The following is a 23,663-nucleotide window of genomic DNA, read 5'->3' on the forward strand; positions in this document are numbered from 1 at the left end:
GATAAGGGTTAAGGCTCGATACACTTGTTGTTTATAAATCCAAGCTTCAAAAGAACTTATAATTAAAAGTAGAATTAAATTCGGAATCTAGATTAGGGACTACGTTAGCTTTCTCTGCAGCAACATCTCATTCTAGGAAATTTAAACAAGCAAACGGGTTACTTCGCTGAATAAGTATAAATTCTTGTTAATAATGTTTATGATTGGCCAAAAATTGCAAATCAATTAAATATATCAGGATTAAATTGATGGATACCACAACTTTAAATCAAACACTCGCAGCGATTCATACCTTTGAAGACTATGAAAAACTTAAGCAGTATATTGAAGAAGACCTCGCTAGAGCGATTATCCATAGACACCAATTACCAGAAGCATCATTAATGCTCTTTTCTGAAGGGACAAATATTGTCTTTTCATATGGGGATACTAAAGTTATTAAAATTTTTCCGCCGTTTCATCAAAGCCAATTTAAAAGTGAGCGATTGGTATTGAAGCATGTGCATGGAAAGCTTTCGATCAAAACGCCTATACTTGAGCATGAAGGTGAGCTATTTGGTTGGCCTTATCTTATCATCAGTAAACTTGAGGGAACGCTTTTAGAAAATCTTTGGGAAAACATGGCTCACAACAACAAAGAGGTCATTCTTCATGAATTGGGAGCACTCATTCGAGAAGTGCATACTTTACCGATCCATGGACTTGAGGCTATTGATTGTCATTGGCCGCAATTTCTTGAAAAACAAATAGCGCATTGCATAGAGCAACATCGAGCTAAAGGACTTTCAACGGCTTTACTGCAACAGCTGCCTGCTTACCTTGATTCAATCAAAGAGGCATTACCGGAAATAAAAAAACCAGTTCTCTTAACCGGGGAATATACTCCGATGAACTTTTTAGTTGGGCAAGTAGATGGCGTTTGGCATCTTAGTGGTTTAATTGATTTTGGAGATGCAATGCTCGGTTTGCCAGAGTATGATTTGCTCGGTCCTGGCGCTTTTCTTATACAAGGCGACAAGCAATTACTGCACACATTTTTAAAGGCTTATGGTTACTTGCCGCATGAGTTGACAAACAGGTTAAGTCATCAATTGACTGCATTAATGCTGCTCCACCAATATAGCAATTTGAACATCCAGGTAAGAATTCCTAATTGGCAGGATAAAGTTAGAAGCTTGAAGGATTTAGAAAATCTAGTGTGGGGCTTTTAAAAACAAGCGGCTCCACCTCTGCCTACGCCCTGCGGCTTCCGCGCGACGTAGGGGTAGAGTTGGAATTCTACGAACATTTATAAAAGGTAATCTTGCGATGTTAATTATTTTTGGTGGGTTGCCCGGAACAGGCAAAACGACGATTTCTAAAATGATAGCCAAGCGTTTAAAGGCAGTCTATCTGAGAGTAGATACCATTGAGCAGACTTTAATGAACTTAGATGGCTATCCTGATTCATTGGTAGTCGGTTCAGAGGGTTACTTAATCAGTTATGCAATCGCTCGAGAGAATTTAGCCTTAGGTTTAAATGTTGTGGCTGACTCGGTTAATCCGATTGCCATAACGCGTAAAGATTGGCAGGATGCGGCAAAACAAACTGAATCAGATTTTATTGAGATTGAACTCATTTGCTCCGATGAAAAAGTTCATCAAAGTCGAGTAGAAGAGCGCATTGCAGATATAGAAGGTCATAAACTGCCTACATGGCAAGCTGTTTTGGATCGTGATTATGATCCTTGGGAAAGCAAGCACATTGTAATTGATACGTCAAAGCATTTAGTCAATGAGTCAGTGGACATCATTATGAGTTTTATAGCCTCGAAGCGAATTTAATTACCATTTGAAGCATTAATGACCTCCTATACCCGGTCCATAACCCTCTTGGAGAACTTGATCTTGATGGCACGCAATAATCTGTTCCTCAAGCACCCAAAGCCCTTCCTGTGTCATATACTGCTGAGTTTCTCTGAAGCAAGCTCCCCTGGATACCGCGCATAAAGCGCGGTACGTAGGCGAAAAAATTATTGGAGGCTCTTATAAAAACTGACGGTACCTCAGGTGAAAATGACCTACTGCTGGATTTCACTTTATTTCATTTATCTTACTAAATTAATCTTATATTGACGGTATTGTATATTCCCTTTAGAGTTAATCCTGAGTAATTAGAAGTTCATTCTAGATGTTTATTGTTCGGAACATAATTAATAAGGGATTAAACGATGCAATTCACCAAAAATATAGGTTTTATTCTTCTCGCTGTTTACCTGATTATAGTGGCTCTTGGTATCTTGGCGCCTGGAGTTGCAATTCCCAGCACCATCACCGCTGTAGTTGCTTTGGTAGCTGCAATTTTTATACTCATAGGTAGGTAAATAAAAGAAATCCCTATAAGCTTTGATGCACCTCAGCGGTTTGCTAAGCAAAGGGCCTGGCTCGTGCGTAGGGTGGTCGGGTTATAGGTTCAAATCCTACCGTCCCAATCGGCTTCTAGAAAATATCCATGGTGACCTTTTTTTCTGTTACTACTGTAGGGCTTACTTTCTCTCTTGAATGATCAAAAAGGCCCATTTGACTTTGAACAACACTAATTTGCTCTTGAGATTTTACTGGTTCAGGTACCACTGAAATTTCATTTTTCTGTTCTTCTTGGAACTTAGTAAGCATTTCAGCGATTGCGGTAAATCCTCTTGCATTTGCATAATCAAGCGGAGTCTTATACTAGTATCCACAATATCCGTTTTAGCACCTTTGCTTAAAGCAATTCAACTACCTCTTTTTTTCCCCGGCATACAGCTAAATGCAGAGCAGTTACCTGGATTCAGTTAAGCAGCCAATTGGCTCACTAGGTTAAAGAAGTCAGGGAACGTATTTGTTTGCATGTTTTTTGATGCCTGCATCTGGCGTACTACTACAATATTTTTTTCAGGGATAATGACAAGGTATTGACCTAGATATCCTTCAGCAAAATACATCGTTGGTTGCATCTTTACCCACCAAAGCAAACCGCACATATAAGTGACTCCACTGCCAAAGCGATTAGAGAGTGGCTCTGGATTCATGGATAATCGAATCCATTCTTTGCTGATAATACGCCTGTCGTTCCAAATGCCGTTATTCAGTATCAATTCACCAATTTTAAGCAAATCTTCTGCTTTAATTTGCAGTCCTGCCATACCATGAGGATTGCCAGCAGAATCTTTCATCCAGGCATAATCAGTAATTCCTAAGGGTTGAAATAAGGTGATTTCGATAAAGTGATCCATTGGCAAACCTGATATTTTTTTAAATAGGCCAGCTAATAAATTGATTGCCTTGTTGTTATAGAAAAATACTTCTCCAGGATGGTTACTGAGTTCTGCAGCTAACGCGAGTTGCACAAAATCTGGAGAAGCATAAATCTCTTTGGTTGTTGGATCAGACTGAATACCAGAAGTATGTGTTAGTAATTGCTGAACCGTAATGAATTTTTTTTCCCCCTGCCTCCATTCTGGGTAAAACCGAAAAATCGGATCATCCAATGAAATCAGTTTTGCGTCATATAATATCCCAATACCCAAGCTAACGATTGACTTGGTCACTGACATGGCTTCAATTGATCCTACGTGCGGCCTTGAAAAATACGCTCCTAGAATTTTACCATTTTGTGCAACAATCGCAGCATCAGATTGGGATGATTTAGCTCCGCTAATAATATCGATTATAATTTTTTTAGAATTAGCATCAAGTTGATCCAGGGAATAGAATTCATTAGATCGATTATCAAAAGACATATTGAAAGACATACAACACACATCAAAGTTACATCATTTTTTTATATAATAGATTACTTTTTGAACAATTTCATAATTGGATGGATTTTTTTTATCGTTTTTGATTCTTTAACTGAGATATTTATGATTAATTTGACCAACAGGCTACCTCGCTGAGCAGATCATTTTTTGCGATTTTTCCCTCATATTTCCACCTGGCTGCGGACAACCAGGGCTAATATTGTTCGATATATCTTAGTACTTGTTACTTAAGGAAAATGTATATGAACTCATTGGCAAACTACTCGGGAAGTTGGATGGTTTTGGCATTAAACCAAATACTGCTAACCCTTTTGCATGAATGGCCGGTGATATATGGTCAAACGCGACATCCACATCACTAGGAATCGTGTCATGTTCAAGCCCAGCTTGTTTTCTAACATCTAATACCACTGATTCAAAATGCTGTACCAACTTTAAAACATCATCTAAAAGTGTGTTATCTTGTTCAAATGCAGTGATGTAGTGTCGACTTTTTAAATCGGATACTTTCATGTTAGGTTTAGGAAGCACTATCTCCTCATTAACAGGAGGGAGCACAGGCATTACCAAATTCTCAATTGCTGTAGCAAGAGTTTCATCGGTAAAGTGCTTTGCAATTTTAAACCAGGATTCAATTGTAAGCTTTTTATTACTCTCTGTTCCATTCGTGTTATATGCCATCGAATAACTTGCCAGGCTGTAACCCGAAGGCTTCTTTTCGCGGGTCTTTGCTTCGACGTTCATGCATTCATCAATGTTTTTATAACCTTGCTTTTTTAAATAATTCTCAATTTCATTAATTGTTGCGTCATTGCTTTCCAAATAAATTCTAATTTTTGCATTATCAAGTTTTATCGTAACTTTGATGCCCACAACCATCTCCTTATTATGTTTAAAATAGTCACAACTATACCGATATAGATGTTTAAAATCTATCACTGCCCAAGAGCTATAACGCTCCACTATATGGGCTTAATTCACAGCAAAGCATTATAACCTCTAAGCGCTTCTTCAGGAGAAAGCACTTCACCTTCTAAAGTCTTGTTTGCTGGGATCACTTTTGTTTTTAGGTGCTCAGGAATAGAAAACTCCGAAGTAAAATACATTTGGTCTAAAAAAATTTTAGTGATATTTTTTCTTTGGGAAATACATTTAAAAATGGTATTGTAAAGATTTTTATAATGACAACGGATCTTTTTGCTTATTATTTGATATTAAAGATGATGAGATGAAAAGATTGTCCTTGGCCTCATAACCATTTCAAGCGCATGCTGCGGCAGTATTCATATTCTGGAGTATGGGACGCTGAGCCACATGGAGAGACAGGAGTGCGTTATCATTTCTGATATTTACTATCGTACCAGCTATTAAATAAATAACAGGGAGGTATTTATGCAGCGATCAGAAAAACACTTGGGCGAGACAACTTTACGAAGATTTTCTATAGCTCTAGGATTAACGATAGCCCTCTATGGGGCGAGTACTGCCGTACAGGCACAAGATTTCCTAACCCACCATATATACCCGGAAATTGCAAATGGAAGTGTGGCATATGTGCGCCCTATGCTTGCGACCAAAGTTTTGCGTCTCGACATTGTATTACCACTGCGTGATCAGGAGGGATTAGACAGTTTTGTAAAAGAACTTTATAACCCTGCAAGCCCCTTTTATCGGAAGTTCCTAACGGTATCAGAGTTTACCGATAGATTTGGTCCGAGTCAGGAGGACTATGACACTGTAATTCATTTCGCCAAAGATCACGGCTTTAAGGTAGTCGGAGGCTCCCGCGATGGTATGGACATTCAGATTGAGGGCTCTGTAGCGAATATCGAGAAAACCTTCAATATATCGATGCAGATGTTCAAGGACGACAAAGAAAACCGCACATTTTATGCTCCAGATCGCGAGCCCACAGTGGACTTGCCATTTCCTCTATGGCATATCTCTGGCTTGGACAACTATTCAATACCTCATCCTCAGTATAAGAAGAGAGATAAGGAGCTGGTTGAACCTTGGGCTATTACGGGTTCTGGTCCTCTGAACTCGTTCTTAGGAAGTGACATGAGGGCCGCTTACTATGGAGTGAATGGGACTCTGACGGGCGCAGGTCAACATCTCGGGTTGCTTGAGTATGCTGGTACAGATCTGATTGATTTGTACCAATATTTCGCTAACATTGGTCAAATCAATAGGGTTCCTATAATCTTGCTCTCCACAGACGGTACGCCAACGAGTTGTGTGTATCCGTCGTGTGATGACACCGAGCAAACACTTGATATGACACAAGCTCTTGGTATGGCTCCTGGACTTGCAAGCCTGGTAATGTACATAGGCTCCACCGATACTGCAATTTTCAGTTCTATGGTATCGCATAATCCTCTACCAACTACTATTGGCTGTTCATGGGGATGGACGCCTGCTGATCCAAACACCCTTAATCCGTACTGGGTGAGAATGATGGCTCAGGGCCAAACTTTTTTTGTAGCATCGGGCGATGATTCTACCTGGACGCAGAGCGGCAGAGCGGCGGCATGGCCAGCAGACTCTCCATATGTTGTCTCAGTGGGTGGTACCAACTTAATTACTACTGGTCCAGGCGGTTCCTGGCAATCGGAAACTGCCTGGTCGCATAGCGGCGGCGGTATTTCCCCAAACAATGTTCCAATCCCCCCATGGCAGACTATTCCAGGAGTGATAAATACCAGCAATAATGGTTCGAGATTTTTGCGCAATGGCCCAGATGTAGCTGCCAATGCGAATTTTACTTTTTATGTGTGCGCCAATCGAAATTGTACGGCAAACCGTTTGGGAGGTACTAGTTTTGCGGCCCCTATGTGGGCTGGCTATATAGCTCTGGCTAATCAACAAACACTGGCCACGCACCAGACGACGCTTGGATTTATTAGCCACACTCTTTATTATCTTGGAGCATCATCCGTTTATAGTATTGTTTTTCATGATATCATCTTCGGCCAGTCCGGCAGTTTTTCAGCAGTACCTGGTTATGATCTTGTAACTGGCTGGGGTAGTATGAAAGGGCCTAACTTGATTAATTTTCTTGCATACTTTGGATAGATGGAACGCTCCGAGCGCTTAGGTACCGAACCACTCCCAGTTGTGGGATGGTTCGGCATTATCTTAAAGAAAACATGTAAATTGGAAATCCTGTTTACAAACAACCAGGCTAGGCGCCAATCTCCTTGATTTATAGTCATTGATTCAAATAGGTAATCCGTTTTCTTTATTGTAATCCACGTGATTAATCAATGTGCAACTCTTTCGCATCGAAATGCGTAATACAAAACGTATTTAGGAACGGACATGTTCAATGACTTGAATTTAAACATGAAACTATACTTCGTAAAAAATATTGGTCACTGTTAAATTACATTCTCCATCACCAACCCGTAAGGTCCTAGTCTCACCAACTCTAGCTTTCAGCAATGTTTTTGCCAAGGGTGAAACCCAGCTTATTTTTCCCGCATTAATATCTGCTTCATCAAGACCTACAATTTTGACAGAATTGGATTCACCATTTTCATTGATATATTGGACAGTGGCGCCAAAAAATACTTGAGTAAGACCCACCTGAAGTTTCGGATCGACTATTTCAGCGCTTTCCAATCGTTTTGTTAAATAGCGAATGCGTCTATCAATTTCACGTAAACGTTTTTTTCCATAAATGTAATCTCCATTTTCCGATCGATCACCATTGCTCGCTGCCCAACTTACTACCTTCACAATCTCAGGCCGTTCATTACTAACTAAATCACGTAATTCAGTTTGCAGCATTGCAAAACCAATAGGGGTCATATAATTTTTGACACTGGGTAACCCTAAGTCTGGACGCTCTGGTTCAGTATACTCATCACCTTCTTTAGTAAAAGCCTTACTCACCACAAACTCCTGTTATAGTCTTTATGATATATTACTTAATTATACCACTCTGTATATAACCTATCTCCAATGGTTTAAGAAAAAAAGCTGGCAATTTTATTGATGAGTTTCCTCATATAAAATCTCTTTCAAAGTCATTAATGAAGCAAGCGCCGCCTGAGTTTAGATGTAAGGCCGGAACCAGGCTGCCTTTCATTGTTCCTGGCAATTGCCTGAGTATTTTGATCCGGTGTTTCTCTATATTTTACTTATTGGTACTTACTGCATAAACTTTCTATATCTCTATATGGGTATCAGATGATTATGATGAAATGGCTCTTGATGGTATTATTTTTTTTTCTTAGTTACGGCGTGGGAGCGAATAATAATTTAAATCAGGCTTCGCCAAAGGGGCTTGAAGCCATATCGAGAGCAGCAACCCAATTTGTATCCAATATCTATTCAAATGCAGCGAATCTGGACTTGTTAAGTTCTTCTGAGGGGGATAGAAAAGCGTTCTTTAATAAACAATTTAGTGCGACGAACATACCTTGTAACATCGTTAAAATAGAGTTTCTTAATTTTGAAGTAGCAAACTGGGCGATGTGGGGCGTACAATGTTCAGAAAAAAAATCGTTTATTTTTGCTATCAAAAATGATTATGTAGGAACTATAAAATTATTAGACTGCAAATTATGCACTAATGGAACGTTTAGGCCCTGCCTGGATTGGTGTACACGAACCATTCCTTTAAGTGAAGTAAATACTAAACCCGAATCCTCATATGTAAAACCCGAATTAGCAAATCTGCCCTCGTCAGTCGCTGAGCTATCAACGGATAATGTCCCTCTAGAGCAGGTTTTTTATGATCCAGGCAATCGGTATACGATTAAATATCCTAGTGCCTGGAAACAATGGTTGGATAGTTCAGGGGTGCAAAAATTTGGTATCCCTCAAAAACCCTGGGTGGTTTTTGTGTCAAGCTTAGATGATAGGTACAAAAGTGTGATTGAATTATTTAAAGAAAAACCTGATGTAACGTACCTGAAAAATGATTTTACCCAATCCATCAATAAAAACATTAAATTTTTAAACGAGGGCCCATTAACTATAAAAGCGTCCGATGGCAGCAATTTAAAGGCATATTATGTCATCGCCGTTTATTCAGTAGATGGTTTTTGGTATGAACTCTTGGCTGTTATGGTCGAACGCAAAACGGCACCCAAGTATTTAAGATTTGTCTATGCGTCTCCCATAGCACAAGAGAAAGATACCCTATCCATTGCTAAAGCCATGTTAAAGTCTTGGTCAATCTCCCCTTAGTCAATACATCAATAGGGTTTGCGCCGAGTGTTGATGAACGACTCGTTTATGGATTTTGGACTGAGGCCTATAATTAAGCATTGTGTCTAACTAATAATACAAATCAAGTTATTCTTGGCAAGATAATACTAAAACTCGCCCCTTTTAATGTCTTCGAATCATTAATTGAAAGCTTTCCGTCATGTAAACCCAATATGGATTTCGTAATGGATAAACCTAGCCCAATATGTTTTCCTGCAGTGTCGGTCGAATTTAATGTTGTAAAGGGTTCTACTATTTTTTCCCTATCCCGCTCAGGAACACCCGGGCCGTCGTCCTCTACGCGAATAATCACTGATTTATTTTGATATTCCAAACTGATGAGTATTTCTTTACGGGCGTGTTTCAGTGCATTACTAATGAGATTATTTATTGCGTGATATAAAAGTTTCGGATCAAAAAATATCAATTCATTATCGTTTTGTTGGAAATTAAATAACACATTTACTTCATAGGATTGATGCGTTTTTAATAAATTTTCAAGCCATTTACGTAGATTAAGTCGTTCCTTATTTATTTTAAGTTCATGGGTCGTACTTTGTGAATAGAGTAAAAACGTATGAATCAACCGGTTTAATTCTTGGATATCTTCTTCGATGCTTTCAATATGTTCTTGCTCTTCACTGGACTGAGTTTTAATTTTCTTTAAGGAATCAAGTGCCAATTGTATGGTGTATAATGGAGTACGAACTTCGTGTGCGACAAATCGTGCCATATTTTGTTGTGATTGTATCAGTAAATTTATTTTGTTACCCATAGCAACAACATTTTCATAGACACCTCTTAAAGTTGAAAAGCGATTCAGGTGCACCTCATAATTAAAGTGACCTTGGCTGTACTCTTGCGTTAATTTATGTATTTTTGCGCTGTTTCTGCTGAATAACCACGTGAGAACTGCCACGGCAAAAACAGCTAAAAAGGTTGTTGTGATAACAAAGTATATTTGAATCTTTGATAATTGAAGTGAAAAATAGGGGTAGTTTAAAGGGCCTACGCGTATTATTTTGTCACTATTAGGAATTTTAAAATAAATCGTTGTTATAGGGTTCTCATCAGTTGGAATGTCATAATCTACCTCACCATTCATTAATTTATTTTTGGTTTTATAAGCAATATGGGTACTGTTAATTGATGTGAGTTCTAAAGGAATCTGATACTGTAGCTGGAGCGTATCTAATGCTTCATTCCATTTGCTCATCGGGGTAGCATTTAACGAATTTAAAATGAGCATTCTCATCAGATAAGTTGAACTTTGAATGATCTCATTCATCGATGTTCCTACTTGTATTTTCAAAACATAAGGACTCTTGCCCAGACGCTTGTAGGCATAGACATCATGGAGACTGTAGGTTAAAAACATAAGATTTTGTTCATCTTTATAAACAACACCACCTGCAAGCAATTGTTCTTTTTCCTTTTCTGTAAGGGGTAGGGAGCTTATAGCCATCACTTGGGCGGCATTATTGTTTTGTGGGAATAATTTTTTTAATTCCTCATGAGATCGCGAAATAGATATATACAATTGTGCTCCATTTGATTTAAGTAATCGGTGTTCGAGTACTGAAAAATTGCCTATCCCTAAAATGTCATGAACTTTTTGGGAACTTACTCGTATGGAGTAAGTAAAGGAGAGATAAAAACCCAGAAGAATGAAAAATAATATCAATAAAGAAGCGCAAATTGTTTTTAGGTATAATTTTATCATTTATCTTTCCATGCATCCGATAAAAATAAATATCCTTTTCCATAAATCGTTTTAATTCGATAAGGATTCTCCAGATCATCACCTAATATCTTTCTTAATCGTGATATCTTAAGGTCAATACTTCGATCCACTCCATCGTATTCCCGACCACGTAATGCATAATCAATATTATCTCTGCTTAAAACGGTATCTGCATTCTTTGCTAACAGAGCGAGTAGCTCATATTCACTTGGGCTTAAATCAATGGGGTTTCCACAATAACGGACACTCTTTTTTATTAAATCAATAATTAAATTATCAAATTGAATTTTTTTAAATTCTGCAATTAAGCTGGGTCTTCTTAAAAGCGCAGAAATTCTTGCTTTTAATATCTCTTCTTTAACGGGTTTCGTGACATAGTCATCCGCACCAAGTTTAAGGCTGGTTACCTCATTTTGCTCTGTGTTCAAAGCAGTTAACATCAATATTTTACCTCGATACGCATCACGTACTGTTTCACAAATTTGCTCACCATTCATCCCTGGCAACATGATGTCAAGAATCACTAAATCGGGCTGGTCTCTAATGATACGATAGGCAGCACTATCTCCTCGAGACTCTGTAGCAACATGATACCCTTCTTCAGTAAGCATTTTTTTTAAATACTTGACTAACTTAAGGTTATCCTCAACCAACAATATATTTATATTCATCGTTTATCATTTTATGCGGTTTAATATTAGTGTAGTCCTGCGGGCTCATTATTCCACAAATCCCCCATTGCCTGTCTAAACATACTCAATATATACAAAGTTTATACAATTGGCGATTTGTATTTCGATATAATGGATTTATCGAACAGTAACATCGTAGGAGAAACAGCATGAAAGCAAGAATTGTTAAATTAGCCACTTCACTTGTAGAAGGTTTAAGTTCATTGACCTTTAAGTCCAAAAGAACAGAGTCTGATGTGGAATGGATTAGGAGGGAAGCCAATATAGAACAAGTAAGTGTGGCTACCGTGCTGGGTAATGGCACTCCTGTAACCCATGGCTATGGGGACGTGAATAAAGATACGGTCTTTGGCGCTGCATCACTAAGTAAACCCGTATTTGCTTATCTTGTATTAAAACTTGCAGAAACTGGCACGCTCTCTTTAGATATGAATAGGCTTAATGACATTTTGCCTTTTAAGGACTTTTGTCAACAACATGGTTTTAAATGGAAAAAGGACGAAGAAATCAATGAAGAGGATATCGCACGTATTAATGCATTGACGCCGGCCATGATTCTTGCTCATAAAACCGGTTTTGATTTAAATAACTGGACCAATGAGGTGAATCATCAATTTGAACCCGGACAAGAATATTATAGATATTCAGGGCTTCCTTTGTTTTATTTGCAAAAAGTGATGGAAAAACTGCACGAACCACAACTTGCTTTAATGCCAGAGAATGATTCTTTTGAAGAAAATAAACTGTATGTTTCAATCAATCCTCCGAATCTTAGATATACAATTTTTGATATTACAGGGGTAGGAAGATCCGGCACCATAGACTTAAACGCACTCAATTGTAATCTACAAAAGCTCACTGATGTTCAGGAGCTTAATCCCTACTTACCCCAAATTATTGAAGAAGTAGCAAAACGGGGGCATACCGCAAATCTTGAAGTGCTTGCTAAAAAATATGTGTTTGACCCTTTACATATGAACCACAGCAGTTTTGGAAAAAAACCATGCGCAGCAAATACTTTAACCACTACCGCTGAAGATTATGCGCTATTCGTGCAAGCCTGGATGAACGATGAAACATTGAACTATGCTTTTAATCCTCAAATTCGAATGACGCAGGATCCTTGGGCAAAAGAGACGGTGTCGGATCACCGTGATTTAAAATATGTAGCAGAATGTTTGGGTTTTCAACTTGAAGTAGATGAAAATGGCAAACCGCTAACGGCGTTTAAGACAGGTGATATGGGGCCATGGAGAGGGTGGGTTGCGATCGATTTAACCGGTGATTTAAAAGAAAGGAAAGCAACAGTTTTTTTTGCAAAGGGCCCAGATGAAGGAAATGGACATATTCTTGCTGAGACACTCATCAAACCCTATTTTCAATTAGAGCATGCGATGAGGTGGTTTAAAGAAAAATATGGCTTTGCTACAGGCTGGGAAGAAAACTGGGAAGCTTTGCAGAAAGTACGATGTGGGCGCGGAATAAACTATCAAAAACACTCACCGAAAGTATCTCAGTCGCAGGATGAAGTTACTGTTCCTAGTGATAGTACACAAAAAATACTTCAGCTTATGCCCAAGCAAGAACCAGTACCACAAACGGTTCAATCTCAAGAAGAAACACACTCAACTAAATCTGTTCAGGCAGTGGAGCAAATAAGAGAAGAGGATAAAACGCAAGAGGAACGGAAATTTAATCCCACCCCATTTTCAAACTCTTATGGCTCATATTACTAGGCTAATTAGGAGAAGGAAATCAATACTAATTGTCGGGGGATTTTAGGATGAGACCAACTCCTAAAGAAACAAGCAGCAAAAACTGCGGTTTCGGTTTGAACCGCAGGTCTTTCAGACCTTCAACCAGGCTTCTTGGGCTGTGAAAGTTCTAAAGTCACTTTGTTTTTTTATTCTATACTTATTAGGGTTAAGCAATAAATTTACACTTGAATTGCTACGGATTATAACTATAGGGAGATTATAATGGCTAGAAATGATTCAAGTAGTAGTGTTGCAATAGTTGCTATAGTAGTGATTGTTATCCTTGTCGTTATTGCAGCATATTATTTCTTTCGTGAGAGTCTTGGCACTACAACACCTACAGCTCCTGCAGTAATTAAGGAGGCTCCAAGTACAACTATAGAGGCACCTAAAACGACAATTGAGGCACCTACTATAGAGATGCCAAAAGCAACGCCAAATAATTCAAGTAGTGGTGATACGAAAAAATAGGGATAATGATAGGAACTTCCTGGTTGCAAGCAACCAGGAGGTAACTGCTTGGAAATGATGGGAATTTAAAGTTATAGTAACACCCTGTGCTTATAAATGATTAGGACATCGCTTCATGGATTGGCAGCCTTTTAAACCGAGAGGGTGGGGCATAAAGACTTTAAGATTCCTTTCGACATTTATTGCGGTGTATTCATTAAATAGTTATGCCGCGCAGCTTCCGCCATTTTCTTTTTCAGAAGTAGAATACTTGGCAGAACAACAGGAAGAGGCATCCTATTTAGGGCATTTGCCTTCAGACTCAAAACAGCTTGATCATGGTTTTGCTCTATCCGAGCATTTAGCAGCAGGACAACAGGTGGCGCTTTTATTTGAGCCAACCAAATCGCCTGAAACGAATGGTTTGCTGCATTTACGCAATGGCCTTAAGCTCACCTATGGGAATATTTTAAGCCTGGGCGATTTATGCGGTATTGTTGGGCAGCCTATTAGTTTAGGAAAAACTCCCAAAGAACGACACCAGCGATTTCTAAATACCTTTTATTCCTTTGCTAAAGAGGTTCGCGCTGTAGATGAAGTCAATCAACTCACTCACGTCATTGAGCAGGAACTACAGGCAATCCAAACGGGCATGCAGCACGGAGAGACACCAGAAGTCATTTATCAACGCATTGGTAATGAAGTAGGTCGACAAGTTAACTGCATTACGGGGGGCGGCTGCCTCTCTTGGAATTGGTGGGTGTTCCCGGGGCGTTATTTGAAATTAGCTATGGAAAATTATGATCATTTCATCCCGAATGCACAAATTGCTTATTTAAGCGGGCATCAAGCTGCATTGTCGCAAGCTTTAAAAGCGCGGGAAACGGGTTTAAGACAGGATTTGGAATTAGCCTATGCAATGGATGCTTTTGCCTGTCATTTTTTGTCGGATCACTTTGCTGCCGGCCATCTGCGTACTCCGCGTATACAACTTGCTCAAGAGGTTTATCCTTCACTACTGGGCTCATTATTAGCAAGCTATATGCACAACGAAGAAAATAGAGAAGGATTACATGTGCATAATGAAAATCAGGAACATTGGATTGTCTATGGTGATTTTTCTTATTTTAATCCCGCCAATGAAGAGAATAGAAATAAACTGGCGCGTGTGTTACAGCAATCTGCCGATGATGTTTTTAACACCTATCATTATGGAATAATCAACGATTACCATCTGCTCCTTGCCTCGATTCCTGAGGCAGATGAAAATAAAGACGAGCACAGCATGGACATTTCACCCTTATTTTATTGGGATGAGCGTACGAAACAACTTTTACGTCGAAAAGATATAAGCAATCCATACGATCGTCGCTTTACCGCAAATTGGTGGGGATGGAGTACTTTTATTTCTCTAAAAAGACACTACGGAATGACCCAGGAAATGCGTTCTATGTCGCATCTTTTAGAGCACAATTCTCAAGAACAGGAATAAGAAAAATAGATATTAAGAGTTTCTGGTTTCAGTGAAAAAACTACAACCATTCCGTAATGGATTGGTTGTTGGTCTCAAAATTGGGATAAACGATAGAACAACCAATTGCAAAAATAAGAGGTATTCCATACAGTGCCCAATACTAGGTATAAAGTCCTTCATTACCAGGATCTAAGAAGATCGGTACTAAAAACACTGGATCCCGCAGAGAAGCCATGGGTCGCAAGCACAGATCTGATCCAGGGAGATGCCTGCAGTCCCGAAGGGAAGATGAGGAGGGAACTTCTTGTTGCAAGCAATAAGGCTACGACACACCAGCTGTTCGGGGCTGGTTAAGGTTCACTTGTTCGTGTAATGCTGTTATAAAATCGCTTACCGTATGAACTGTTTTGCCATTCAGTAATTTATCTGCCAAACCTTGTTTTACAAAGACTCTAATAGCGCCGCCTAATTCACCCTTACGTAAGGTGGATAAATGGGCTAATAGATTCGTTGGATTTTCTTTTAAAGCATTTTTAAGCGCCTCAATAGCCTCTTTATTTGCCGACGCGCTCTTTTTAGAGGCAAAAAATCCAAATGGATAGTCTTTATTTAATAGATCCTCAAGAGCCAGAGTGCTGTTTACATAAGAAACAAAATGTTCATCAATAGCCATATTGGCTTGATGTGCCTTGGTGACTGCCTTTATTAATTGGAATTTTTCAAAGTTGGGGTCGGATGACTTTAAATGGTTTAATTTATGGAGCTCCTTACTTTTATTTATTTGATCTTCAATCCACTTTACGGTGATCTGGGTTAAGTCATCGCTGCTTAATATGACATCAATACAAAGATTATATATAGGTGATGTTTCTGCGAAAGAAGCAGGGTTTGCAAGTAATATTTTCCTTAAAGCATGACGATATGCACTGTTGAGATATCCAATGAGTTCCTTTTCATTAATGAGATCCTCTTTAGTGTGAGTTTTTTTAATAAATTTTAAGGGATCATAATAACCGTAAATCGTATTTAGTCTGGGCATACACGCTACTCCTTAGCCTGTTTCAAAATTTTGCTCGTTCTATCTGGATGCAGAAATTTTTATGAATTAAACATACCATACACTATGTTTAAAATATAATAAGTATTTGCAATAAAAATAATACATGGCGGATAAACTAACTCATTGAAGATCTCGAACACCCTCAACATCTTGTTTTTTTAATTAATTCAACCTCACGATAAAATATATTTGTTCAAAAAACCTAAATCGAATCGATGAGTATTTTTTTAACAAAAACTCATTTAAATATAGATAGACAATGCCTGTACCAAGTGTTATTGAATATACTAAAGAATTTTTAAAATTGAGGTTAATGCAAGAACACCATACCTTTGTAGCTTGAAAAATGGAGCCCCACGGATTATTTCGTTCCGTAGAGGAAATGCAGAAATTTTTATGAATTTAACGTAGCATACAGCGTATTTAAAAATATAAGGATTTGTAATGAAAGTAATACATGATGGTGATGCTGCCTATGAAGATATAATGGCATTATGTTTATTGCTGCTAAATGCTGATGTAGTTGCTGTCACTGTAGCCTATGGAGAGTCGACTACCAAAATTGGTGCCGAAAATATGGAGCGAGTATGTCGGATGTTAAAACCCACAGCAAAAATTCCTGTTGCATACGGAATTAATGCTGCTTTGGATCATCATGGTACACCCTTTCCCGAATATATTAATAAAGAAGCAAATACTATTTTAAATAATACCGATGTGCCCACCATTGCAGATTCTCAAGTTACTGATTCTGCAGTTCAGTTAATGTATGACACGTTAATGTCCAGTGATGAAAAAATAACGATAGTAGCTACTGGCCCTTTAACAAATATTGCTCAGCTGGTATCTGTTCATCCTGATTGCATAGAAAAAATTGAAAAAGTAGTTATTATGGGAGGCGCTGTAAAAGTACCGGGAAATATTTCAGATCTGATTCCTAATACAAAAAATACCCAGGCAGAATGGAATATTTACGCTGATCCAAAAGCCGCAGAAATTGTGTTTACCACAAAAAATCTTTCCATAAGGCTTGTGCCAATCGATATTACCCGTCAAATGCCTATGACACGAGAGTTTTATGCACGATTGGATAAGGAAACATTACCCTCATTAAAATTGGTCAAAGATATGTTAGCGTCCTTATTACGAGAGATGGGAGCCGAATTATTTTATGGTAAATTACAATTTTGGGACAGCTTATCAGCCATGATCGCTTTGAATCCAGCTATGGCAACATTTGAGGAACTCTCACTCATAATTGACTTAAGCACAAGCCAGACAAAAATAGATGAAGCATCAAGCTCTGAAGTAGCTCGTGTTCAGGTTGCAACCTCGCTCAACAATGTTGAGGCTGCTTATGACACCTTCTTAGGATTAATGAAAACAGGAAAAGAGCATGTCAAGATGAGTTCAGATTATAACGGAACCTTTTTTGGATTATCGAAACCAGCGGTGTTTTCTCAAAAATCACTCGATCCAGAAATACCCACAAGCACTCTCACTTAATCCGGGCTGCTTGCAGCCGGGGCTGCACGTATTGTTTTTCTAAGCAAGCTTTTCGTGAACTCGTTTCATGTTAATCAATTTTTGCCATTTTGAAATAATCAATACAGCAATGGCATTACCAATCATATTGGTTAAAGATCTTCCGGAAGACATGAAGCGATCTACTCCAAGAATTATAACCACCCCTGCAACGGGGATCGTGCCTATAGCCGCCAGGGAGCTGGCCAATATAATAAAACCGCTGCCTTTAACACCGGCCGCTCCTTTTGAACTGATAATCATGATAAGCAATAAAAAGATTTGCTGATGAAGCGTTAAATCAGAGTTGGTTGCCTGTGCGATAAATAAAGCAGCAAGGGTAAGATAAATTGCGGTCCCATCCAGGTTAAAAGAATAACCTGTTGGTATCACCAAATCGACCACTGATTTATCGCACCCTAAGTCAATTAATTTTTCCAGTAAATTAGGCATGACTGTTTCAGAAGATGAGGTAGCAAAAACAATAAAAATTTCAGTTTTTAAATACTGGATTACTTTAAATACATTTAAGCCTAAAGCAAAATAGAGAACGCTGCCGAGCAGGATCACGATAAATGCAATGCAAGTTAAATAAAAACAAATCAGTAATTCAGTCAATTCAAGCAAAGAATGAGCGCCATATTGACCAACTGTGTAAGCCATCGCAGCAAAAGCTGCTATTGGAGCGTAATGCATCATTGCATGGATTATATTAAAAAATATTTTTGCCAGATGCTCGAAGCCTTCCAAGATAAATTTTCCTTTGCTTCCATAAGACATCAAACCCAATGCAAATATGATTGCAACAAACAACACTTGCAGAATTTCCCCATGAATAAATGCACTAAAAAATGTTTCAGGAATAATATTTAGAACAAAATCCTGAACATTGTTTATTTGCTCTGCTTTACCAAGATATGATCGTGCTTCAGATATATTTAAAGAGGATGGGTCTATATTCATCCCGGTACCAGGCTGGAATATATTTGCAACAACCAGCCCCAAAGTTAAGGCACAAAGCGTTGTGAGCACAAAATAAATCAATGATATACCCCCAATCTTCCCTACCGTCTTTAAGTCACTCATTGCAGCAATACCTGAAACAAGGGTTAAAAAAATGATGGGGGTAATCATCATTTTTATTAGCTTGACAAATAAATCCGCAAAGGGTTTAAATGAGATAGCGAGTGCTGGAGCAACTATACCCAGAACAATACCAATAATAATTCCCGCGATAACCTGCACATATAACTTTTTAAAAAATTTCATAATGAGCCTGCTCAGTACAATGATGTTTTCTTTCAGTATTCCGACATAGCACGAGAACTTCATTTACAATAATGTGGATGAAGTTGCGATTATATCCGGTTTAAGGCAAAAGAGGAGAAAATTAGCATGCGTGGCCAAATGTAGTGTGAAGCCGAAACCTGGATTACAGGTAATCCAGGTTTGTTGATTCGTTTGGAATAAGTTAATTTTAAGTCAATTTAAAAATAATACTTATTTTCCATGGAGTACAGAAGCGATTAAGTTCTATTCGGGCCTAAACCATAACGAGACACTGCTACTTCTGAATTATCATCATTAATCTTAGTTTCATATCCTTGTATTTCTTTTGCTACTACGCTGGTTTTTTTTGTATTTTGTCTGCCCATCGCTGTAAGCTTATGTAAAACATTATTTATATCGTATTCTCCATTTAATCGTGCAATATCTTTGAGTAGGTAAGTAAGAATAATACCTTCCTTTGCCCTGTCATGACTTTCGTAAACAACTGTTGATTTTTCAGGAGATTGGGACAGTTTAATTTGTTGTGAAAAATAGCGCAATGCCGGCAACATCTGCAGCATAGTAGGTTTGTAGTGCTCGCTTTCATTGCTAATTGAAGAAATTTCACCGGTGTTATCTGTTTCTATAAAACCGGCAGCTTTTACTGGCTGCCCCGCAAAAAACCAGGAATGACTCCAATTATAGCTGGAAGGCACGGCATAAAGATTATTATTTTTATCAAGGACATAGAGTAATCTGCTATCTAAAATTACTTCATTTTTGTAATTATAAAGTTTGCCCTGATTAAAATGTACTAAATAAGGCGCTCTTTCATTCTCCGTATGCAAATAATGACTTGTATCCTCGGTGAGAAATTGACTGTCCATGGTTATTAAGTCCGAGGGAATGTTAGTGGCGTTGATATCATCAGGGGAAGGAGTTAGAGAAGGATTTTCGAATGGATTACTCCGGGAGAAATAGTCTTCAACGGATGAGTGATTACAAATTTGCTGAACCGTTTTAGCTAAACCGGATAAAAAGGATAGTTCTCGTTTTAGAGCATTATTTTCTACTTCAAGCTCTTTAATCGTTTTACTTGTTTCCAAAATACTCGTCTTCAACGCTTCAGCTTGTTGTTCCAGGCGAATTTTTTTTTGTTTCGCTCGTTCTCTCGCATGACGTTGATTTAAAGCATTTTTTGCTTTTTTTAATTCTTTTTTCTCTTCATCTTGGAGATCGCCCCGTCTTTCTTCAAGGAATTCAATCCTACCCTGTAACTCCATATCATTAAGTTTTCTCTTTTTGGAGCGATGTTCGACCTGAGGCGACGGTTGCGAGTCAATTACTGGAAATAAATCAAATTGATCAAAAGGAGGCCAATTCAGTAAATCACTTGGGGTATAGGGGGGTTCATCATTTTGTTTCAGTACTTCTTTTGGATTCTCTAAATGACTTGACGTACTTTTTTCTCCAAAAGTATCAAGGCCGTCAAAATTAGAATCTAAGAAATCAAATTCGTCGATGCCATCAAAAAAATCATTTTTTCCAAACATAAAATACCTCGATTTTTTAGGATCATTTATTTAAGACAAAATGGCGCAAGTATATAGAATCATCATTAAGAGAACCTTAAGGGGTAAAAAATAAATAGCTGACTTAACTCGATATGGCTTAAATTTGAATGATTAAATAATGTGAGGAGTTCTATTTGGATGGCACAACCCAGGTGAACGACCGCGTAATAGTTCATCCCAGGCTATGCGTACTTATCCAGACGTTGAATTTTTTTATGAAGGATTAGCTACTTTGTAGATATATTGTTCGTATCGAATATAACTCTCTTGAAAAGCTTGCGGCAAAATGTTCTGTATTACATAGTTTTTCATCTCATCAACATTTTCGCGGCCATCCCATTCCCAAGTAATTGAAAAATATCCATCCTAGGTGTAGCACCAGCCTGCGGACTCTTGCTCGCAATCATTTTTCCATTGGATATCGCGTAATAATTTAAATGGTCCCAGCGCGCTTTACTCACACTGCCAGGCAGGATATGGGATTGATTCATCATATGGATGTAGTTACGCTCATAAACGAGTTGGACTTCTTCTCTAAAGGCAAAACGGTTGTTAAAAAGTGATTGTTGTACCTCAAGTAGAAATTGGTCTTAGCTAGAGGCTGTGACGGAGGATCTTGGGTTACGGTGAGTCTCACTGTTCCGCTCTTATAAAAATCATCAACAAGATCTTGAACAATATAAGCAGTAGGATATAAATTTTGATATGAAGCAGGGAGCACGAATTTGAAATTGTAAAGATTTCCTGTATTGTTAATTTGTATCTTTTTAGCATCAGGCACCTTGATATCTTTGTACTCAAGAGCGCGTGCTCCGTGAGGAGACTTTACAACAGAAACAGCACCAGCCTCAGAATAGCATAGGCTCAGGGCTAAAAAGAGAATGCCTCTCTTAACCGTAGTAATTTGTTGCATGATAGTTTCTGAATTAAAGATATTTAAAATAACATGAAGATACTTATATGTTAACTTGTTGATGATTTGTTTTTATTGGAAAAAAATAAAGGTGCAATATACTTGTTAATTCATCTTTTATTGGACATGACAGAAATACTATTAAGGAATTAATATGCCTAAATCAAAAGCTCATCAGGCAGTAGAACAATTTTATAAAAATGTAAAAAATCTTGATTATAAATATGGCTATGAACAAGAACACCTTGCAGGAAGAGCTGCATTTCTTCTGGAGGCAGAATTAAGAGCTCTTTTGGCCAAGGATTTGAAAAATCCAAATTCTTCATCCCTTGATGCACAGCAAGAATTAATCAATGATGCTGTTAAGGTTGTTACTCAATATGAAAGTTTAATGAAAGTAGCTCCTGGTACGGTAAATGAACTGAAAGCAATAATTAATTATTTTGTTGGTAAAAAGATTTTCGATGTAGAGGATTCAATATTTTCAGAGTCTTATAGACCCACCGAAGTGGATAGTTCTAAAAAAGATGTTGCTCGAAATTTTAAGCAATATAAAGAGGAACTTGTCGCTATAAAAACATCGGTAGAACTGAATGCGAATGAAGAAATTTCGTATAAAAGTATAATATAGTTTCTAAATTCATACCCCCGTCTGCAGGAGAGGGGAACGCTTTTTATTTGAGCTTGACATAAACAATCAGCTATTTGATTATATCCGCATCGCTTTGCACCAGTATATTTTTCCAGGAATCTGCCAGCAGTGAAAAAAATATTTGCTTTAACTTGTTTATTGATCAGTTTGATAACTTGGGGTATGGATGTGTTTGCCATAGTCAGTCCCTGTGCTTACTGCCGTGTTCAACGAACAGTGATTGGATTGCTTGGACTCATTCTATTGCTTCCATATCTCCGATCTTTTTGTCTTCGATATCTTGGTAACGTGCTTGCTTTTTTTGGAGCAGTAATCGCTGCGATGCAGCATTTCAACGGATGGAACGAGATTTCACAGGGTAATTTTCAATTGGTTACTCCCCTGTATGCAAATGCTTTTATTCTCTCTGGAGCTGCGCTTGCAATTATTATCGCAGAGGCAATGATTTTGAATAATGCAAGGGATGTTCGAGCTACCATAATTTAGGGGTAGGGAGTTAAATGGTCTCAGTTACAGTAATTGGATCCGGAGCCGTTGGTAAATTTTATGGCGGATTGTTTACCCTTGCGGGATGCCACGTTTGCTATCTCGAACGCTCTGATTTCACAATTTTGCAAGAGAAAAAATACTATGAGATTGAATTACCTGATGGTCATGTTGTAAAAATCAGGCCCAGTCAAATTGAGAATGATTCGTTACAGCTTCCAAAGTCCGACATCATTATCATTGCATTGAAAACAACTGAAAACCATTTATTGAAAAAACTCCTTCCTCCTGCTCTTAAACCAGAAAGCAAAATCCTTCTTTTGCAAAATGGCATTGGTAATGAAGAGTATGTATCTGCTTTTATTAAAAATCATTCCATTGTATGTGGCGTGACTACGATTGGCGTTACCCGAATAAATTCTGGATATATCAAAGTAAAAGATCTTGGCGAATTAAAGTTAGCTCCTTTTACTAAGGGTGATGAATCTTCTTGTGAATATATAAGGCAACAGCTCGTATGTGCTAATCTTTCCGATGCCCTTTGTTCCAAAATACACCTTTTTGAAAACCATCGTGCTCTTCGCTGGAGCAAGCTATTATGGAATACTTCTTTTAGCAGTCTCTCTCTGGTGTTTAACACATCAGTGGATGTCCTTGCCACCCAAAAGCATTATCAAAACATTGTTAAAGCGATAATGCATGAAGTATGTGTCGTTGCAAAAGCAGATGGAGTAGAAATTGAAAAAAATATTGAAAGGTTAATTCAACGAACAATAACGTTGCAAGGATATTATCCGAGTATGTATCATGATTTTAAAATGGGCAAACCTATTGAGTCTCAATATATTGTGCTTCATATAATCGATCATGCACGATCCCACCACTTGAATTTACCTTTACTCTCTTTAGTTTATGAGAAGCTAATGATGCTGCAAAAAAATGGCAAATGGTTTAGCGCTTCCGATCAAGAAGAAATTTGTCGCCAGTTAGAGATCAAAATCCAGAAGCTAGACGAGCTCATTGGGTTGTAAACTGGGACTCAATTCGGAACTCTGTTCTCGGCCTG

Annotated in this window: 23 protein-coding genes; 12 read left to right on the forward strand and 11 right to left on the reverse strand. The window is 38.2% G+C overall.

What is annotated here, in order from left to right; genetic code table 11:
- Window positions 1–248 precede the first annotated feature (248 nt).
- The 3 genes from LXO92_RS06295 to LXO92_RS06305 all read left to right on the forward strand — a co-directional run bounded on the left by LXO92_RS06295 (window position 249) and on the right by LXO92_RS06305 (window position 2,363).
- Complete coding sequence (locus LXO92_RS06295; protein ID WP_232890624.1) at window positions 249–1,211, forward strand: phosphotransferase family protein; 963 nt, start codon at window positions 249–251, stop codon at window positions 1,209–1,211.
- A gap of 97 nt (window positions 1,212–1,308) precedes the next feature.
- Window positions 1,309–1,824, forward strand: a complete 516-nt coding sequence (locus LXO92_RS06300) for a P-loop nucleotide/nucleoside kinase family protein (protein WP_182351826.1) — start codon at window positions 1,309–1,311, stop codon at window positions 1,822–1,824.
- Between the two features lie 386 nt (window positions 1,825–2,210).
- Window positions 2,211–2,363 carry a hypothetical protein gene (locus LXO92_RS06305; protein ID WP_182351827.1) on the forward strand — a complete coding sequence of 51 codons (153 nt, stop codon included), beginning with the start codon at window positions 2,211–2,213 and terminating at the stop codon, window positions 2,361–2,363.
- Window positions 2,364–2,478: 115 nt separating this feature from the next.
- Here the strand turns inward: LXO92_RS06305 and LXO92_RS06310 are convergent, their stop codons facing one another.
- The 4 genes from LXO92_RS06310 to LXO92_RS06320 all read right to left on the reverse strand — a co-directional run bounded on the left by LXO92_RS06310 (window position 2,479) and on the right by LXO92_RS06320 (window position 4,655).
- Window positions 2,479–2,655, reverse strand: coding sequence for a hypothetical protein (locus LXO92_RS06310; RefSeq protein ID WP_182351828.1), 177 nt, complete (start codon window positions 2,653–2,655; stop codon window positions 2,479–2,481).
- Window positions 2,656–2,743: 88 nt separating this feature from the next.
- Window positions 2,744–2,809, reverse strand: a complete 66-nt coding sequence (locus LXO92_RS17265) for a hypothetical protein (RefSeq protein ID WP_425600747.1) — start codon at window positions 2,807–2,809, stop codon at window positions 2,744–2,746.
- Between the two features lie 4 nt (window positions 2,810–2,813).
- Window positions 2,814–3,773, reverse strand: a complete 960-nt coding sequence (locus tag LXO92_RS06315; RefSeq protein WP_232890625.1) for a serine hydrolase domain-containing protein — start codon at window positions 3,771–3,773, stop codon at window positions 2,814–2,816.
- A gap of 222 nt (window positions 3,774–3,995) precedes the next feature.
- A complete protein-coding gene (locus tag LXO92_RS06320) occupies window positions 3,996–4,655 on the reverse strand; it encodes a nitrogenase component 1 family protein (protein ID WP_232890626.1) in 660 nt (219 codons plus the stop codon).
- Between the two features lie 690 nt (window positions 4,656–5,345).
- Here LXO92_RS06320 and LXO92_RS06325 point away from each other — a divergent pair.
- Window positions 5,346–6,857, forward strand: a complete 1,512-nt coding sequence (locus LXO92_RS06325) for a S53 family peptidase (RefSeq protein WP_255466081.1) — start codon at window positions 5,346–5,348, stop codon at window positions 6,855–6,857.
- A 276-nt stretch (window positions 6,858–7,133) separates the two neighbouring features.
- On the opposite strand, the gene greB is transcribed toward LXO92_RS06325, so the two are convergent.
- A complete protein-coding gene (greB, locus tag LXO92_RS06330) occupies window positions 7,134–7,679 on the reverse strand; it encodes a transcription elongation factor GreB (RefSeq protein ID WP_182351833.1) in 546 nt (181 codons plus the stop codon).
- Between the two features lie 303 nt (window positions 7,680–7,982).
- Here greB and LXO92_RS06335 point away from each other — a divergent pair, with 303 nt between their 5' ends.
- Window positions 7,983–8,981, forward strand: coding sequence for a hypothetical protein (locus LXO92_RS06335; protein ID WP_182351834.1), 999 nt, complete (start codon window positions 7,983–7,985; stop codon window positions 8,979–8,981).
- A gap of 103 nt (window positions 8,982–9,084) precedes the next feature.
- On the opposite strand, the gene LXO92_RS06340 is transcribed toward LXO92_RS06335, so the two are convergent.
- Both LXO92_RS06340 and LXO92_RS06345 read right to left on the reverse strand, forming a co-directional pair.
- Entirely contained in the window at window positions 9,085–10,725 is a 1,641-nt protein-coding gene (locus tag LXO92_RS06340; protein WP_232890629.1) for an ATP-binding protein, read from the reverse strand.
- Window positions 10,722–11,417, reverse strand: a complete 696-nt coding sequence (locus tag LXO92_RS06345) for a response regulator (protein WP_182351836.1) — start codon at window positions 11,415–11,417, stop codon at window positions 10,722–10,724. The genes LXO92_RS06340 and LXO92_RS06345 overlap by 4 nt, the downstream gene beginning before the upstream one ends.
- A 170-nt stretch (window positions 11,418–11,587) precedes the next feature.
- Between LXO92_RS06345 and LXO92_RS06350 the strand changes: the two genes are divergently transcribed.
- The 3 genes from LXO92_RS06350 to LXO92_RS06360 all read left to right on the forward strand — a co-directional run bounded on the left by LXO92_RS06350 (window position 11,588) and on the right by LXO92_RS06360 (window position 15,137).
- Window positions 11,588–13,174 carry a serine hydrolase gene (locus LXO92_RS06350; protein WP_182351837.1) on the forward strand — a complete coding sequence of 529 codons (1,587 nt, stop codon included), beginning with the start codon at window positions 11,588–11,590 and terminating at the stop codon, window positions 13,172–13,174.
- Between the two features lie 243 nt (window positions 13,175–13,417).
- Window positions 13,418–13,666 (forward strand): hypothetical protein, encoded by a 249-nt coding sequence (locus LXO92_RS06355; protein ID WP_182351838.1) that lies wholly within the window; start codon window positions 13,418–13,420, stop codon window positions 13,664–13,666.
- 115 nt (window positions 13,667–13,781) lie between these two features.
- Window positions 13,782–15,137 carry a phospholipase gene (locus tag LXO92_RS06360; protein ID WP_182351839.1) on the forward strand — a complete coding sequence of 452 codons (1,356 nt, stop codon included), beginning with the start codon at window positions 13,782–13,784 and terminating at the stop codon, window positions 15,135–15,137.
- Window positions 15,138–15,441: 304 nt separating this feature from the next.
- On the opposite strand, the gene LXO92_RS06365 is transcribed toward LXO92_RS06360, so the two are convergent.
- Window positions 15,442–16,158 (reverse strand): hypothetical protein, encoded by a 717-nt coding sequence (locus tag LXO92_RS06365; RefSeq protein WP_232890630.1) that lies wholly within the window; start codon window positions 16,156–16,158, stop codon window positions 15,442–15,444.
- A gap of 465 nt (window positions 16,159–16,623) precedes the next feature.
- Here LXO92_RS06365 and LXO92_RS06370 point away from each other — a divergent pair, with 465 nt between their 5' ends.
- Window positions 16,624–17,685, forward strand: a complete 1,062-nt coding sequence (locus tag LXO92_RS06370) for a nucleoside hydrolase (RefSeq protein ID WP_182351841.1) — start codon at window positions 16,624–16,626, stop codon at window positions 17,683–17,685.
- A gap of 39 nt (window positions 17,686–17,724) precedes the next feature.
- Here the strand turns inward: LXO92_RS06370 and dctA are convergent, their stop codons facing one another.
- From dctA to LXO92_RS06385, 3 genes are all read right to left on the reverse strand, one after another.
- Entirely contained in the window at window positions 17,725–18,972 is a 1,248-nt protein-coding gene (gene dctA / locus LXO92_RS06375) for a C4-dicarboxylate transporter DctA (protein ID WP_232890631.1), read from the reverse strand.
- Between the two features lie 257 nt (window positions 18,973–19,229).
- Window positions 19,230–20,525 (reverse strand): hypothetical protein, encoded by a 1,296-nt coding sequence (locus LXO92_RS06380; RefSeq protein WP_232890632.1) that lies wholly within the window; start codon window positions 20,523–20,525, stop codon window positions 19,230–19,232.
- A gap of 511 nt (window positions 20,526–21,036) precedes the next feature.
- Window positions 21,037–21,459 carry a hypothetical protein gene (locus LXO92_RS06385; RefSeq protein ID WP_232890633.1) on the reverse strand — a complete coding sequence of 141 codons (423 nt, stop codon included), beginning with the start codon at window positions 21,457–21,459 and terminating at the stop codon, window positions 21,037–21,039.
- A gap of 154 nt (window positions 21,460–21,613) precedes the next feature.
- On the opposite strand from LXO92_RS06385, the gene LXO92_RS06390 reads away from it, so the two are divergent.
- The 3 genes from LXO92_RS06390 (at window position 21,614) to LXO92_RS06400 (ending at window position 23,628) form a co-directional block, all read left to right on the forward strand.
- The gene (locus LXO92_RS06390; protein WP_182351844.1) at window positions 21,614–22,090 is read left to right on the forward strand and encodes a hypothetical protein; all 477 of its coding nucleotides are present in this window, start codon (window positions 21,614–21,616) and stop codon (window positions 22,088–22,090) included.
- Between the two features lie 129 nt (window positions 22,091–22,219).
- The gene (locus LXO92_RS06395) at window positions 22,220–22,597 is read left to right on the forward strand and encodes a disulfide bond formation protein B (RefSeq protein ID WP_220471050.1); all 378 of its coding nucleotides are present in this window, start codon (window positions 22,220–22,222) and stop codon (window positions 22,595–22,597) included.
- Between the two features lie 14 nt (window positions 22,598–22,611).
- Window positions 22,612–23,628: a ketopantoate reductase family protein gene (locus LXO92_RS06400; RefSeq protein ID WP_182351845.1), complete on the forward strand. Its 1,017-nt coding sequence runs from the start codon at window positions 22,612–22,614 to the stop codon at window positions 23,626–23,628.
- The last annotated feature ends 35 nt before the right edge of the window (window positions 23,629–23,663 follow it).

The sequence above is a fragment of the Legionella resiliens genome, from assembly GCF_021344005.1.
GTDB classification, from domain to species: Bacteria; Pseudomonadota; Gammaproteobacteria; order Legionellales; family Legionellaceae; genus Legionella; species Legionella resiliens.